Source organism: Janthinobacterium sp. HH106 (assembly GCF_001758725.1).
In the GTDB taxonomy this organism is placed as follows: domain Bacteria; phylum Pseudomonadota; class Gammaproteobacteria; order Burkholderiales; family Burkholderiaceae_D; genus Janthinobacterium.
In genome coordinates this window covers 222,169-236,688 of the sequence record NZ_LRIC01000073.1, presented here as the reverse complement: position 1 = coordinate 236,688, position 14,520 = coordinate 222,169, and the positions used below count along the sequence as shown (strand labels likewise).

Annotated in this window: 12 protein-coding genes; 5 read left to right on the top strand and 7 right to left on the bottom strand. The window is 64.8% G+C overall.

Features of this window, described 5'->3' with window-relative positions:
• Positions 1–120 precede the first annotated feature (120 nt).
• The gene (gdhA, locus tag JAB8_RS27760) at positions 121–1,464 is read left to right on the top strand and encodes an NADP-specific glutamate dehydrogenase (protein WP_070292435.1); all 1,344 of its coding nucleotides are present in this window, start codon (positions 121–123) and stop codon (positions 1,462–1,464) included.
• A 96-nt stretch (positions 1,465–1,560) separates the two neighbouring features.
• On the opposite strand, the gene JAB8_RS27755 is transcribed toward gdhA, so the two are convergent.
• A complete protein-coding gene (locus JAB8_RS27755; protein ID WP_070292434.1) occupies positions 1,561–2,118 on the bottom strand; it encodes a flavin reductase family protein in 558 nt (185 codons plus the stop codon).
• Positions 2,119–2,293: 175 nt separating this feature from the next.
• On the opposite strand from JAB8_RS27755, the gene JAB8_RS27750 reads away from it, so the two are divergent.
• Positions 2,294–2,923: a head GIN domain-containing protein gene (locus JAB8_RS27750; protein ID WP_070292433.1), complete on the top strand. Its 630-nt coding sequence runs from the start codon at positions 2,294–2,296 to the stop codon at positions 2,921–2,923.
• A 41-nt stretch (positions 2,924–2,964) separates the two neighbouring features.
• Entirely contained in the window at positions 2,965–3,765 is an 801-nt protein-coding gene (locus JAB8_RS27745) for an enoyl-CoA hydratase (RefSeq protein WP_070292432.1), read from the top strand.
• Position 3,766: 1 nt separating this feature from the next.
• Here the strand turns inward: JAB8_RS27745 and JAB8_RS27740 are convergent, their stop codons facing one another.
• The 5 genes from JAB8_RS27740 to JAB8_RS29770 all read right to left on the bottom strand — a co-directional run bounded on the left by JAB8_RS27740 (position 3,767) and on the right by JAB8_RS29770 (position 9,922).
• Positions 3,767–4,504: an AIM24 family protein gene (locus JAB8_RS27740; RefSeq protein WP_070217678.1), complete on the bottom strand. Its 738-nt coding sequence runs from the start codon at positions 4,502–4,504 to the stop codon at positions 3,767–3,769.
• 3 nt (positions 4,505–4,507) lie between these two features.
• Entirely contained in the window at positions 4,508–5,149 is a 642-nt protein-coding gene (locus JAB8_RS27735) for an AIM24 family protein (RefSeq protein ID WP_034784288.1), read from the bottom strand.
• A gap of 17 nt (positions 5,150–5,166) precedes the next feature.
• Positions 5,167–5,820: an AIM24 family protein gene (locus JAB8_RS27730; RefSeq protein ID WP_083287479.1), complete on the bottom strand. Its 654-nt coding sequence runs from the start codon at positions 5,818–5,820 to the stop codon at positions 5,167–5,169.
• 120 nt (positions 5,821–5,940) lie between these two features.
• A complete protein-coding gene (locus JAB8_RS27725; protein WP_070292431.1) occupies positions 5,941–9,105 on the bottom strand; it encodes a S8 family serine peptidase in 3,165 nt (1,054 codons plus the stop codon).
• Between the two features lies 1 nt (position 9,106).
• Positions 9,107–9,922: an NF038120 family PEP-CTERM protein gene (locus JAB8_RS29770; RefSeq protein ID WP_070292430.1), complete on the bottom strand. Its 816-nt coding sequence runs from the start codon at positions 9,920–9,922 to the stop codon at positions 9,107–9,109.
• Positions 9,923–10,363: 441 nt separating this feature from the next.
• On the opposite strand from JAB8_RS29770, the gene JAB8_RS27715 reads away from it, so the two are divergent.
• Positions 10,364–11,275 (top strand): histidine kinase, encoded by a 912-nt coding sequence (locus tag JAB8_RS27715; RefSeq protein ID WP_070292429.1) that lies wholly within the window; start codon positions 10,364–10,366, stop codon positions 11,273–11,275.
• 8 nt (positions 11,276–11,283) lie between these two features.
• A complete protein-coding gene (locus JAB8_RS27710; protein WP_070292478.1) occupies positions 11,284–11,931 on the top strand; it encodes a response regulator transcription factor in 648 nt (215 codons plus the stop codon).
• Here the strand turns inward: JAB8_RS27710 and JAB8_RS27705 are convergent.
• Positions 11,928–14,417 (bottom strand): TonB-dependent receptor, encoded by a 2,490-nt coding sequence (locus tag JAB8_RS27705; RefSeq protein WP_070292428.1) that lies wholly within the window; start codon positions 14,415–14,417, stop codon positions 11,928–11,930. The genes JAB8_RS27710 and JAB8_RS27705 overlap by 4 nt on opposite strands.
• Positions 14,418–14,520: the final 103 nt, after the last annotated feature.

Below are 14,520 nucleotides of genomic sequence, written 5' to 3'. Positions count from 1 at the left end.
GTGTCCTGAAAACTCCCCATAATGTAGCAGAAACCCCTCAAAACCAAATTTCCGCACCATTTTTGTGCGAAATCTGCGATGATAGTTTCCCAAATAGCCGATTACCTCCATGGAATTCTGATGAAATACGCATCTGCTCACGAGTATGTCCAGCATGTCGCCGCACGCAATCCAGGTCAGCCCGAGTTTCTGCAAGCCGTCACCGAAGTCATGGAGAGCTTGTGGCCGTTCCTGGAACAGCACCCGAAATACGCGGAACAAGGCTTGCTGGAACGCTTGATCGAGCCGGAGCGCGTGGTGATGTTCCGCGTGTCGTGGGTCGATGACCATGGGCAGGTGCAAGTCAATCGCGGCTACCGCATCCAGCACAGCATGGCCATCGGGCCGTACAAGGGCGGCATCCGCTTCCACCCTTCCGTCACCCTGTCCGTGCTGAAATTCCTTGCCTTCGAACAGACGTTCAAGAATGCGCTGACCACGTTACCGATGGGCGGCGGCAAGGGCGGCGCCGATTTCGATCCGAAGGGCAAGAGCCCGGGCGAAGTGATGCGCTTCTGCCAGGCGTTTGTCAGCGAACTGTTCCGTCACGTGGGTTCGGATACGGACGTGCCGGCCGGCGACATCGGCGTGGGCGGGCGCGAAGTGGGCTATATGGCCGGCATGATGAAAAAGCTCAGCAACCGCGCCGACTGCGTGTTTACGGGCAAGGGCGCCAGCTTCGGCGGCTCGCTGATGCGTCCGGAAGCGACGGGCTACGGCACCGTGTATTTCGCCGAGGAAATGCTGAAAACGCGGGGCCGCTCGTTCGAAGGCATGCGCGTGTCCGTTTCCGGCTCCGGCAACGTGGCGCAGTACGCGGTGGAAAAAGCCATGGCCATGGGCGCGAAAGTCATCACCGTCTCCGATTCCAGCGGCACCGTCATCGACGAAGACGGCTTTACGCCGGAAAAGCTGGCCATCCTGATGGAGGTCAAGAACCATTTGTATGGCCGGGTCAGCGATTACGCAGAACGCACGGGCGTGCGCTTCGAAGCGGGCGTGTCGCCATGGCATGTGCCGGTCGACATCGCCCTGCCCTGCGCCACGCAAAATGAACTCGATATCGCCGATGCGCGCCTGCTCATCGCCAATGGCGTGCAATGCGTGGCCGAAGGGGCCAACATGCCTACCACTATCGAGGCAGCCAAGGCCTTCGAGGCGGCCGGCGTGCTGTACGCGCCGGGCAAGGCCAGCAATGCGGGCGGCGTGGCCACTTCCGGCCTGGAAATGAGCCAGAACGCGGCCCGCATTTCATGGCCGCGCGAAGAAGTCGACGCGCGTTTGCTGCAGATCATGCAAGGCATCCATGCCGCGTGCAAGCAATACGGCACGCGCGCCGACGGCACGGTCAGCTACGTCGATGGCGCGAACATCGCCGGCTTCGTCAAAGTGGCCGATGCGATGCTGGCGCAAGGGGTCATTTAAGCGTAGGTCGGCTTAGCGCGAAGCGCGTAAGCCGACACCACCGCAAGCATCAACAATGTCGTCGGATTACGCGCGGCGTTGCCGCGCTAATCCGACCTACAACATCTCGGGCTTCATCAGGCTCTTGCGGCTGATGGTCCGGCCCGATACCATGAACTCGCCGTTGCCCCGGTAGTGCAGGGTTTCGGGCAGCTTGGGCGAGGTGGCCACGTGGGCTTTCACGCATTCGAAGATGAAGAAGCCGCCCTTCGGGTTGCCCGCCACCTGGGCCAGCTTGCATTCGAAGTTGGCGTAGCACTCGGTGATCAGCGGCGCGCCCACCAGCTCGGCCGGCTGCGGCGTCAGGCCGAAGGCCGTGAACTTGTCCGTGTCTTCGCCGCTGCAATTGCCGATGGCGACCACCTGATCGACCATGTCGGCCGTGGGCAAGTTGATCACGCACTCCATGCTGCGCTTGATCATTTCATAGCTGTGGTTCGCGTCGGAAATAAAGCAGCCCAGCAACGATGGCGTAAATTCCATCAGCATATGCCAGGCCATGGTCATGACGTCGCTTTCGCCCTGCCACGTTGAACTGACGAGCACCACCGGGCCCGGCTCGAGGAAGCGGCGGATATCGGCGACGGGATAATCTTCTTTGTGATAATTTTTCATCTGCTCTCCAGGACGCGGTACGCCATAGCATAGACCAACGGCGCCTTCGCGGGCGCGCGGCTGGGCGATGGCGGCGTGTCATCCGCGCCGCGATTTGCGCCGTTCATCGCAAATTTCTCCCCATTGGAGATGTTGCAACATAGAATACACTGATCAACTACTCAAGGAAACCGCCATGCGTCCTCTGTTCCTGTTGCCAGTCCTGTCCCTCGCTTGCCTCGCTACCGTCGCGCATGCCGACGAGCAAACCCGCACGGTCGCCGCCTTCAACGCCATCGATATTCGCGGCCCCATCAGCATGGAAGTGGAATCGGGCAAGGAGCAAAGCCTGCTGCTGCGCGGCGACCAGAAATTCCTCAGCGGCGTGATCACGGAAGTGGTCGATGGCGAGCTGAAAATTTCCATGAAGGATAAAGATCTCAAGAAGACCGAGGGCGACCCGCGCATCATTATCACCATGCCTACCTTGCGCAAGCTGATCGCGGAAGGCGCGGGCGAGAAGATCTTGACCAAGCTCAATGGTCCAAGAGTCGACATCAGCTACAAGGGCGCGGGCCGCCTGGCCGCCGATGGCCAGGTCGACTGGCTGCGCCTGAAGGCGCAGGGCGTGGGCGAAGTCGACACGAAAGCCTTGCTGGCGAAAAACGTCGACGTCAATTTCGAGGGCATCGGCTCCGTCAAAGTGTATTCCTCGGGCGAGCTGAACGCCGTGGTGCGCGGCATGGGCGAACTGACCTATTACGGCAAGCCGAAGATCGTGCACAAGTCGATCGCGGGCATCGGCAGCGTCAACGCCGCCAAGTAAGCTTTTCCATAAAAACAGGCCATCAGGCCACTGGAGACCGCATGACCGTTTTAGAACATACCGATGCGCCGCTGGTGCTGCGCGAGGACGAGGGTGGGCTCGTCACCCTGCGCCTGAACCGTCCCCTGCAATTCAATGCCCTGTCGGAAGCCATGCTGGCCGCGCTGCAGGAAGCGTTTGATGCCATCGCGCAGCAGCCGCACGTGCGCTGCGTGGTGCTGGCCGCCGAAGGCAAGGCGTTTTGCGCGGGCCACGATTTGCGCCAGATGCAGGCCACGCGCCAGCTTGATTACTATCAAACCCTGTTCGCGCAATGCTCGCGCGTGATGCAAGCCATTCAAACCTTGCCCGTGCCCGTGATTGCCCGCGTGCACGGCATCGCCACGGCGGCCGGCTGCCAACTGGTCGCCAGCTGCGACCTGGCCGTGGCGGGCGCGTCCGCCCGCTTTGCCGTGTCCGGCATCAACGTGGGCCTGTTCTGCGCCACGCCGTCCGTCGCCCTGTCGCGCAATGTGTCGCCCAAGCGCGCCTTCGACATGCTGGTGACGGGCCGCTTCATCGACGCCGACACGGCCGCCGACTGGGGCCTGATCAATGAAACGGTGGCCGACGCGGCGCTCGACGAGGCCGTGGCGCGCCTGGCGCAGCAGATCATGGCGAAAAGCCCGACGGCCATCCGCTACGGCAAGCAGATGTTCTACCGGCAGCGCCAGCTGCCGCTGGACGAGGCGTATGCGTATGCGGGCGACGTGATGGCGCGCAATATGATGGAAGAGGATGCGGAGGAAGGCGTGAGCGCCTTCCTTGAAAAGCGGCCGCCCGGCTGGGCGACCGTCAAGTAGCTTAACGCTCCTGTTTTAGTTGCTGCTGCACGGAAAGACTCAAGGTGCCGAGGTCTTCCTTGCCCAGCAGCGGCAATTGCGCCAGCAGCTGCATCAGGGCCGAGCTGCCCGTCACGTCCAGCTCGGACGACTGCACCAGCACCGTGCCGGCACCCGTGAAGTCAATCTGCTTTTCCTCGCCCGACAGGGTAAAACCCGTGAGCGCGCCGGCGGCCGAGGCCCAGCCCTGCACGTGGGCGTAGTCGTAGTGGTAGGAAGGGCTGGGGCAATCGGCCCAGCCCAGCACGGCCTGCTCGTCCACGCGGCACGGCAATTCCAGGAAGTGCACGGGGCCGTTCGACGAGGCGATCACTTTACCGGTGCCTATCATGGTCAGATAGCCGGGCAAGGTCGATTCCTGGCAAATCACGTCCTTGGTAAACCCCAGCAGGTTTTTCGCGCGGATGGTCATGTTGGCGTTGTCCAGGTCGTAGCACGCCAGGTCGTTGCCGTTGTCGCCCAGGATCAACTGGCCCTGGCCTTGTGCCACGACAAAGTGGTGCACGTATTTCGGTGCATTGAAGGCATTGCGCACGATCAAGTCGAGCACGCTGCTGCCCATGGCTTCGAAGCGCAGCTCGCCATAAAAGGCGATCATCTTGCCCTTGCGAATGAAGATCTGTTCCTTGACGTCGATGACATACGAAAAACGGTTCAGGTTATCGTTCTTCGGCAAGGTATCGGGGTTGTAAATCGTCATGGCTTACCTTTCGCTCGCTTGGATGTAGACCGTGCCCTGGCCCGTAAATTTCACCTGGTACGATTCGCCGGACGCCTGGCCGACAAAGGTTTTCCAGTTCAGGTCCGTGACGATGGTCGAGCTCAGCTGGCCCGTGTGGCCGATATACGCTTGCGGGTCGACGAAGACGGGCACGTCCGGCGTGACGGGCAAGCCGATGGCATTGCCGTCGGACAAAATCGCCACTTCGCCCGTGCCTTGCAAGGTGGTGGTAAACAAGCCCTGGCCCGAGGCCATGCCGCGCACCACGCCCTGCACGCCGCCCTGGTTGCCGAGGAACATGGTGCCGGCCGTCAGGCGCGCATCGAAGGCCAGCAGGGAGTCGCTTTCCACATAGAACGTTTCGCCGCGCACGGGCACGATGGTGACGAACAGGCCGCCCTGCGCGTAAAACACGCTGCCCGTGCCGCGCGCCGACATCAGGGCATAGCCCTCGTTCGTGACGGCGCGCATGGCCAGGCTTTGCACGCCCTGGCCGGCCAGGAAGGAGCGGCTGAACGCCACGTCGCCCTGGTAGGACACCATGGCGCCCTTGCGGGCGAACACTTCTTCATTGCCGAGTTTAACCTCGAGCATCTTTTCATTGATTTGCTGATAGACAGGCATCGCGGGTCCTCGCTGACTTAACGTTCGGCGGGCTGGATAAACACCACGCCCTGGCCTGTGAATTTGTGCTGGTACGATTCGCCCGAGCTCTGGCCGATCATGGTGCGCCAGTTGACATCAAAAACGAATTCCTGGCGGATATCGCCCTTGAAGCCGACGAAGGCGTCCGGGTCCACGCGCAGCGGGTGCGCCGGCGTCACTTCCAGCATGATCAGGTTGCCGCGCGAAATGACGGCCAGGTTGCCGTGGCCTTCGACGGTGGTGGAAAACAGGCCCTGGCCGGAACTGGCGCCGCGCAGGCCCGCAAAGCTGGTGCCCGTCTTCAGGCTCGTGTCGTAGGCCAGCAGGCTGCTGCTTTCGATGGTCAGCTTTTCGCCGGCCAGCGCCATGACGGTGATTTCGGCCGCATTCTGCGCGAAAAACACGGTACCCGTGCCGGCGGCCTGCATCACCTGCATGCCTTCGTTCGTCACCTTGCGCTTGAGCGCGCCGAAGAGGCCCTCGCCGCCCAGCAGGGATTTTTCAAATTTGATGCTGCCCGTATAGGCGACCATCGCGCCGGCAATCGCCAGCACTTTTTCATCCTGCAGGCGCACTTCCAGCAGGCGGTCGGTATTGGTGCGGAAACTGGTCACGCGCGACTCCCCAAGAATGCCAGGACACAAAGCCATGGCTATCCGACAAGATACCGGGGGCGTTACCGCCATGCAAGTGCTATTCCTCCCGAACGGGGGGGTGCATAAAAAAAAGGCGTGCCAGGAGGCACGCCTTGCGTTCACGAAAAGAACGGTTTATTCAGCCAGCACCGGCCTGGCGGCGCGCGCGTTCTGGAACAGCGGCACGGGATCGTTGGTATTGACCTCGACCACCGTGACGCCCTGCACCACGCCAGCGACCTGGTAGCCGACGGCGCCCAGGTGACGCTTGCCTTCGGCCAGGTTGGACCAGCTCAGGGAGACCGTCGCCGTGCCGCCCGTGTAGGCCGTGCCCGGCATCAGCGCCTTGAAGTTGCCGTTGTTCAAGCCCGGCGCCAGCACCCACGACGACAGGGTGTAGTCGGCCTGGCCGTTTTGCGGCGCAAAGCCGATCACGCACACCTTGTACGTGCCGGCGGCCGGCAGGCGCAGTTCCACCTGTTCATTGGAACTTTCATTGCCGCTGCTGCCGACCAGTACATTGGCGGCGTTGTAGACCTCCATGTCCATGTCGGTATTCGCGCCGCCCGTCGTTTCCGCGTCGTAGGTGGCAAAGCGCGCCGCCAGGGTGCCGGCCGGGATCACCACGTTGTGCACGTTCACGCCCGTGGCGCCGCCCGCCTTGCAGGCAGCCGATGCGGCAGCGCCCGTCGTCGCCTGGCCGATCGTGCGCGTCTGGCGCACGGCTTCGACGAGACCCGACTTGACGCCGACCAGCGCCCCCGAGAAGCCCGTGCCCAGGGTCAGCACCTTGCTGCCCGTGGCCGCTTCGCTGCTGACCAGCGGAATGGCGGCCAGCGAGGTGCCGCGCGCCGTCAGCGGGCTGCGCACCGTGTGCGTGCCATCCGTCCAGCTCAGGGCGCCGTAGGTCCAGGTATTGGCCGGCGCCGTGGTGCGCGTCAGCTTGACCTGGTACTGCGCCTTGGCGCCCGGCGCCAGGCTCAGGCTCGTTGGCGTCACCGCCACCGTGTAGCCGGGCAGGCTGGCCGAGACGTTGTAGACGGCGCTGCTGGCACCCACGTTGGTCACCGTGCGCGTCAGCACTTGCGTGCCCAGTACGTTGGCCGCCGTCAGCGACGCCAGGTTCAGGTTGTAGGCGGGAATGGTGCCGACGGCCTGGCAGGTGGCGGGACTGTAGACCTTCAGGTTCAGGCCGCACAGGAAACGCGCATAGTCGATTTCCGACACGTCGTACACGAGGCCGGGATCGGCGGCGCCGTTCGGCGCGATGTGGCCGGCGCCCTGGCCCCACGGCAACTGGCCCGAGTTCTTCGCCGTGGCATCCCACGACACTGAACCGTTCAAGCCATCGGGATACGTGCTGAACGCCGTCGTCATCAGCGCCGACTTGATGGCCGCGGGCGACCAGCTCGGATGCTGCTGCTTGAGCAGCGCCGCCACGCCGGCCACGTGCGGACTGGCCATCGAGGTGCCGGAATAGAAATCCCACTCCGCTGCTGGCGCCACACCACCGGCGGCCACGGCATCGCGCTGCGCCGGCGTCAGGTCGGCCGTCACGCCGGCCAGGATGTTGGTGCCGGGCGCCGACAGATCGGGTTTCAGGATGTTCGCGTTGGCCACGTTCGGCCCGCGCGAGGAGCGGTCGCTGACGATCGGCGCCTGCACCGTGGTGTCGGCGATGGTGTGGATTTCGCCCAATGCCGCCGTGCCGTCCGGATTGGCCGCCATGAACGCCTTCAGCGCGTCGCCCTGCGCCTGCGCCAGGTGCACCGTCGACAGCACGTGCGCCTGATTGATGATGGTATTGGCGCCGCCGACCACGTTGGCGATGACCACGCCCGCCCCGCCCGCCGTCTTGGCATTCGCGCTCTTGTTGACCAGCACGTTGCCGCCGCGGTCGCACACGAGTATCTTGCCAGCCACTTTCGCCGGGTCCAGATAAGCCGGGGCGGCATCGGCCGCGCCGAAGCAGCGCAGCAGATTGACGTCCGTCGGCGACACGCCGGCCAGGCCCGCGTCGCGCGAGCGGATCAGCGGCAGCGCCGGCGTCTTCGCGTTGCTCGATGCGCCTTCCAGCTTGCTGCCATTGCTGAGGATGACGTTGCCCGCGTACAGGCGGTTGTGCGTGGAATTGGCGACCGTTGCCAGCCAGGGGCTGATGTGCGAGACGGGCGCCGGCACGTCGGGCGCCGGCGTGGATGGACCGGAATTGCCGCCGGAGGTGGCGACAAACACGCCGGCCGCCGCCGCGCCGAGGAAGGCGACTTCCGTCGGTTCGTCGAAGGCGCCGCCGCCCGCGTTCGGGCCGATGGAAAAGTTAATGACGTTGACGCCATCCTTGACCGCCTGGTCGATGGCGGCCACGCTGTCGGCCGTGGCGCAGCCGTTGCGGCCAGTCGACGCGGCCGTCCAGCAGACTTTATAGGCGGCGATACGGGCGCGCGGCGCCATGCCCGAGGCCTTGCCCAGCGACACACCGTTCGAGGTGGCGATGGCGCCATTGTTGCCGCCGGCCGTGGAGGCCGTGTGCGTGCCATGGCCGCCGTGCCCCGTCAGGCCGGCGACGGAATCGCGCGGCGACAGGAACTCCGTCCAGTGCAGCGCCGCCGTGGAAGCGCGGTAGTAGCGCGCGCCGATCAGCTTGTTGTTGCAATTCTCGGCGGAGAATCCCTCGCCCGTCTGGCACGTGCCTTGCCAGCTGGCCGGCGGCGCGCCGTACACGACATTGCTGCCGCTGTGGCTGGGCACGCCGTTCTCGTCAAGGCGGTCGGCAAAGGCCGTGTTCTCGGGCCAGATGCCGCTGTCGACGATGCCGATGACGATGTCTTCGCCCGCGTGCGCCTTGCCGCCCAGCTGCTCCCAGAGGCCGCCCGGCTTGTCCAGGCCCAGGAAGCTGGGCGTGTAGGTGGTGTCGAGCTGCAGGATGGAGTCGGCGCTGATGCTGGCCACGCCGCTGTTTTTCTTCAGGGCCCGCACTTCATCGTCCGTCAGCAAGGCGGAAAAACCGTTGAAGACGACGCTGTACTGGTGCGTGATTTCAGCCGCGCTGACGGTGCCGGCCACGGCGGCCTGCTTGCTGTCGAGGTAGCTCAAATAGGCCTGCACGTCGGCGGCGCCCACATTGATGCGCGCGCCCGGGGCCGGCTTGGTGGCGGCCAGGCCGTCAACCTGGCCCGTATAGGTGGCGGCCGGCTTGTCGACCAGCTGCACGATGTAGGAACGGCGTTCCTGCGCCTGCGCCGTTTGCGCCAGGCTGGCGGCCAGCAGGAGGATGGCGAGTGAAACGGGACGTAATTTCATCTCACGCTCCTTGCACGGTGAACGCGGCGACCTTGCCGCTGCGGCGGCGCGACAGCATGCCGATGGCGCCCAGGCCGGCCAGCAGCAGCAGGTAGGTCGACGGTTCCGGCACGGCGCTGACGTTGATATTATCGAGCGCAAACTGGCCCTGGTTAAAGGCGGGGAAATCGATGGAATTGCTGCACACGCCAGTGTCATTGAAAATGCAGGCGTTGAAGGTCAGGCCCGTGAACGCATAGTTGCTGAAACCGCCCAGCAGGGAAGCGCCCTGGAAATGGTAATTGCCATCGCTGCCCTGGCCGGGAAACGCCAGCGAGGTGCTGACCACCTGGCCGTTGCTGAGGGTGCCGCTCAGCTGCAGTTCGCCCCACTGCATGTTGGGCAAGCCGGAGACGGGCGCGATGAAGGAATAGTCGAATCCGGCCAGGCTGAACGCCTGGCGGTCGGCACGCGCGAAATTCACGCCGCCATCGTTGAGGATGGCCAGGTAGTTGCCGGTGGCGCCCTGCGGGCAGGCGGCGATATCGCACGACGAACCCACGCGGCCATCGAGGATGGCGCCCACGCCGCTGACGCCGCCGCCGGCCGCCGTGGTCGGGTCGGCCAGGAACCGCAGGTTGTAGCTCGACGTATTGAGCGTCTGGCCGCTTTCATACACGTCGGGACGCAAATTATCGAAGGTCAGGACATCGGCCATGGCCGGTGCCGAGACCAGCACGGACACGGCGGCCAGCGCGGCCAGGACGGTGGTGCGGCCGCGGGTAGCGGGTGGATAGACGGTGGCGGGTGATACCCGCGCATGTGATGGACGATTCATTCTATTCCCTTGTTTGTTGTGGATAGATAGGTCGGCAGGTCTGGTGCCCGCTTTCAGCTTTTTCACAAAAGTGTCAACAAATATAGCAAATCGCATAAAACAAATATCATATTTTTAATATCATTTATTTATTTTTTATCTAAGCCTGCGAAACTTTGTTTTGTTTTATCTATGAAAGTTTGAGTAAGCTCAACGTTACATTGGAACAACAATGCATCGCACTGCAGGCGTGCGCGCCAGCGTGCCGGCGCGACTTCAGATAAGCTCGAAAACCGTGCCTACGGCCAGCGCAAGCGCCCACCGTCACATCGCGGCACACCTGTTCCATCCTGGAACAGTCATCCCCTCCCCTGCCCCGCATGACGCGCCCCCAGAGGCCCCTGCGCCGATGGCATGAAGCTTGCACAACAAAGAGATCGACCGTGCTCAGGGAGCAGCATCATGGAACACTACCAACTGGCCGGCAGCGGCCGCGCAGGCACGCGGCCGGCCCGGCGCATCCTCGTGTGCTGCGCGCTGGCACTGGCTTTTTTCCTGCTGGCCGCCAGGCTGGACCTGGCCGAACGGCTGACGCACGCGCTCTGGCGCCAGGAACACTGGCAACTCGATGAACTGGCCCTGAGCCTGTTGCTGCTGGCGCTGGCGCTGGCCGGCTTTGCCGTGCGGCGCGGACGCCAGGTGGCGCTGCTGCTGGCGCAAAACCGCGCCCTCACACAGCGCCTGCTGCGCGCGCAGGAAGAAGAGCGCTGCGCGCTGGCGCGCGAGCTGCACGATGAAGTGGGACAGGATTGCACGGCCATCCGCGCCGCCGCCAGCTACATCCTGCGCGCGCGCGACGGCGACCAGGCGAACGTGCAGGCGTGCGCCGCCAGCATCGCCCGCTCGTCGGAAGCGCTGCACGCGATGGTGCGCACGATGCTGCGCCGGCTGCGCCCGCCCGTGCTCGACAGCCTGGGATTGGCGCCGGCCCTGCAGGCGCTGTGCGACAGCTGGGCCCAGCAGCACGGCATCGCCTGCCATTTCGCGCCGCACGCCGTCCCCGCCAGCCTCGACGACTGCACCGCCACCGCCGTCTACCGCCTGGTGCAGGAAGGCTTGACGAACGTGGCGCGCCACGCGGGCGCCGACCGTGCCACGGTGGAATTGCGCGCCGATGCGCACGGCGTGCTGCACCTGGCCATCGAAGACAATGGCCAGGGTTTTGGTCCGGATAGAACGCCAGCAGATGGCTTCGGCATGCTGGGCATGCGCGAAAGAGTGGCCGGCCTGCGCGGCCATATCCGCTGGATCAGCGCGCTGGGCAACGGCTTGCGCATCGAAGTGGCGATGCCGCTGGCGGCCGGTGCGGCATGAACGCGGCCATGACCCCGATCCGCGTGATGCTGGTCGACGACCACCCTGTGGTGCGCACGGGCTACCGGCGGCTGCTGGAACAGGGCGGCGACATCGCCGTCGTGGCCGAGGCCGGCAATGGCGAAACGGCGTATGGCCTGCACCAGGAGCACGCGCCCGACGTCTGCGTGACGGATTTGTCCATGCCCGGCCTCGGCGGCCTGGAATTGCTGCGCAAGCTGCTCGCGCGCGACGCAGGCGCGCGCGTGCTCGTGTTTACCATGCACGACACGCCGCAGCTGATCGCGCGCGCATTGGACGGCGGCGCCTGCGGCTTCGTCAGCAAGCAAGCCGACCCGGAACACCTGGTCGACGCCGTGCGCGCCGCCCACGCGGGCCGCCGCTACCTCGATCCGCACAGCGCACCGGGCGTGCTGCACGGTACGGCCCGCATGGAAGCGGAGCGTTTGAGCAGCCTGAGCCAGCGCGAATTCGAAATCTTCCGCCTGCTGGCCGAAGGCCGCAGCGCCGCCGACTGCGCCCGCCTGCTGCACCTGAGCAGCAAGACGGTGGCCAACCACCAGACCTGCATCAAGGAAAAGCTCGACGTGCCCGGCCCCGCCGCCCTCGTCCATCTTGCGCTGCGCAACGGGGTCATCGAGCATATCCTCCCTTAAAACGCGTAGCGCAGACCCGCATTCACGCTGCGCGGCGCGCCGGCCGCATAGAAGGTCGCGTTGACCATCGGATACTCGCCGTTCACGGCGGGCAGCGGCCGGGCGGCAAAATTGCCGTTGGCGTCGAAGCCCGTGGCGCCCAGTTGCGCCGCCGTCGCGTACTGGCGGTTGAACAGGTTGTTTATCTGCGCAAACACACTCAGCCGTGGCGTCAGCTGGATCTTGCCGTTCAGCTCCACCACGGCGTAGCCGCCGCTCTTGCCGGAACCCAGGTATGACGGGCCGCCCGCCTGGTGCCGGTTGTTTTCATTGCCGCGCGCGTAGGAACTCGACACGGCCGTCATGGCCAGGCCCACCGTCCAGTCGCGTCCGCCCTGATAGTCCACGTGCGCCTTGAAGATATGGCTCGGTGTCAGCGGAATGCGGTTGCCGGGCGTGATGACGATATTGCCTTCCAGGCCGGGCGCCTGCGCATCGCTGCTGCTGTTGGCGCTGCCGTTGACGAGCTCCCGGCTTTGATACGTCGCCTGCAGCCACGTGTAGTTAACGCCGAAGTCCAGCGCACCGGCCTTGCCACCCGCCGCCAGTTCCACGCCCTGGTGGCGCGTCTTGCCGAAATTCTTGAAGTAGCCGAAACCGGCCTGATTGTCGGCCACGAACAGGATATCGTCGTGGTTTTCCGCGCGGAACACGCCGGCGCTCCAGCGGGCCACGTCGGCGAGCTTGCCGCGCAGACCCGCTTCCCACGTCTTGGTGACGACCTGTTTCAAGGGCGGATCGCCCGCCATGGCGTTGGGCAGGCGGCACGGGTTGTCCGGGTCGGCGCAGCCGAGTTCGATGGCCGTCGGCGTGCGGCTGCCTTCGTTGTAGCCGAGATAGGCGCTCACGCCATCGGCCGGCGCATAAGCGAGGCCGATGGCGGGATTGAAGCGGCTGAAACGGTGGTCGCCATCGAGCGAGCCGCTGCCGCCGCCGGGCGTGATGGCGTCGCGGTTGCGCACGGTGCTGCGGTTGTAGCGGCCGGAGATGGTCAAGGTCAATGCTTGATTCAGCGCAATGCTGTCGCTCGCATACACGCTCCACGTGCGCATGCGCCCGCTCAAGTCGACGCGGTTGTCGACGGGCGTGCCGTCGTCGTCGATTTCCGTACCGTCGGCAAAGAAGTCGACGGGCGTGATGCTGCGGTCCGGGTTCAGATAGCCGAACTGGCTGGTCTGGCGAAACGTGGCGTGGCTGGCATCGAAGGCGGCGCCGACCGTGACGGCGTGGCGCTGCCCGGCCAGGTCGGCCAGCGCCGTGAACTGACCCGACAAACCATAGTTTTCCTGCTGCGTATGGCTGCGGTTGAGCATGCCGTTGCATTTTTCGGCCGGTTCATCGTTCAGCAGCACGTTGCCGATGCAGCGCCACTTCGGGAAAGGCGTATTCGACGCGTTCGCCCCGCTGGCGGGAAAGCCCGTGTAGCCGGCCGCCGCCAGGGCCGCCCGCTCGGCCGCGCCGGGCTGGTAGACGGACTGGTCGAGCGACTCGTCGTTCAGGTCGCCATTGAACGTGTGCGTGTCGATCTTGCGGTAGTACACATTGCCGGACAAGAGCAGGCCGGCGCCGGCCTGGTGCTTGCCCGTCAGGTTCAGCAGGGTCGACCTGTTTTCCGTCAGGTCCGGCTTGGTGTAGACGCTGCGGTAATCGCGCGCCAGCATGCGCTGCTCCTGCAAGCCGTTGCCCGTCAGCGCATTGTCCGCGTGGGCCACGGTGACGGCGATGTCCGTGCGCGCATCGCTCCAGCCCAGCTTGCCAAACAACTGGCGCACGTCGGACGGGGAATCGTCGCGCCAGCCGTCTTCCTTGAAACGGTTGCCCGTCACATACCAGTGCCAGCCGCTGGCATGGCTGCCGCCATGTTCGACCTCGACGGCGCGCCGCTGATGCGAACCCAGGCGCGCCTCGACGGCCGTGCCGGGATTGCTCTTGCCATCCTTGGTCTGCAGGGCCAGCGCGCCGCCCAGGGTATTCAGGCCGAACAGGGGGTTCGAGCCTGGCATCAGGGTCAGCGAGGCGATGGCCATGCGCGGGATCAAATCCCAGCTGACGACATCGCCAAACGGCTGGTTCAGCCGCATGCCGTCGAGGTACACGGAAAGTCCTTGCGGCGTGCCCAGCAGGGGCGAGGCCGTGTAGCCGCGGTAGCTGACGTCGGGCTGGAAGGGGTTGTTCTGCACCTCGTTCACATAGACGCTGCCCAGGTTGCGGCGCAGGAAGGCGGAGATATCGAGCGCGCCGCTGCCGGCGATCTGCTGCGCGCCGGCCGTCTGCACGGGCGCGGCGAGCGCATCACGCGGCTGCTCCACGGTGGGCAGCGGCATGCTGCCCGTGATGATGACGGTGGGCAAGTCGTACGCCGGCTCCAGGTTGGCAGAATCGGCAAGGTCGGCGGCTTGCGCCTGGCACAGCGCCATGGCGGCCGCCGCGAATAAGGTCAGTCTCATGCAGGTCCCCGATTTATCGTGTTTTTTATTACTGTCCAGTATCGGACAGCCACCGGGGGATGGGCTAGGGAAAAACTCCCGCCGTGCTGGGAAGGGATAACAA

Coding starts and splice junctions, on each gene's coding strand:
- gdhA (WP_070292435.1), top strand. CDS start 121: ATGAAATACGCATCTGCTCACGAGTATGTCCAGCATGTCGCCGCACGC.
- JAB8_RS27755 (WP_070292434.1), bottom strand. CDS start 2,118: ATGAAAAATTATCACAAAGAAGATTATCCCGTCGCCGATATCCGCCGC.
- JAB8_RS27750 (WP_070292433.1), top strand. CDS start 2,294: ATGCGTCCTCTGTTCCTGTTGCCAGTCCTGTCCCTCGCTTGCCTCGCT.
- JAB8_RS27745 (WP_070292432.1), top strand. CDS start 2,965: ATGACCGTTTTAGAACATACCGATGCGCCGCTGGTGCTGCGCGAGGAC.
- JAB8_RS27740 (WP_070217678.1), bottom strand. CDS start 4,504: ATGACGATTTACAACCCCGATACCTTGCCGAAGAACGATAACCTGAAC.
- JAB8_RS27735 (WP_034784288.1), bottom strand. CDS start 5,149: ATGCCTGTCTATCAGCAAATCAATGAAAAGATGCTCGAGGTTAAACTC.
- JAB8_RS27730 (WP_083287479.1), bottom strand. CDS start 5,820: ATGGCTTTGTGTCCTGGCATTCTTGGGGAGTCGCGCGTGACCAGTTTC.
- JAB8_RS27725 (WP_070292431.1), bottom strand. CDS start 9,105: ATGAAATTACGTCCCGTTTCACTCGCCATCCTCCTGCTGGCCGCCAGC.
- JAB8_RS29770 (WP_070292430.1), bottom strand. CDS start 9,922: ATGAATCGTCCATCACATGCGCGGGTATCACCCGCCACCGTCTATCCA.
- JAB8_RS27715 (WP_070292429.1), top strand. CDS start 10,364: ATGGAACACTACCAACTGGCCGGCAGCGGCCGCGCAGGCACGCGGCCG.
- JAB8_RS27710 (WP_070292478.1), top strand. CDS start 11,284: ATGACCCCGATCCGCGTGATGCTGGTCGACGACCACCCTGTGGTGCGC.
- JAB8_RS27705 (WP_070292428.1), bottom strand. CDS start 14,417: ATGAGACTGACCTTATTCGCGGCGGCCGCCATGGCGCTGTGCCAGGCG.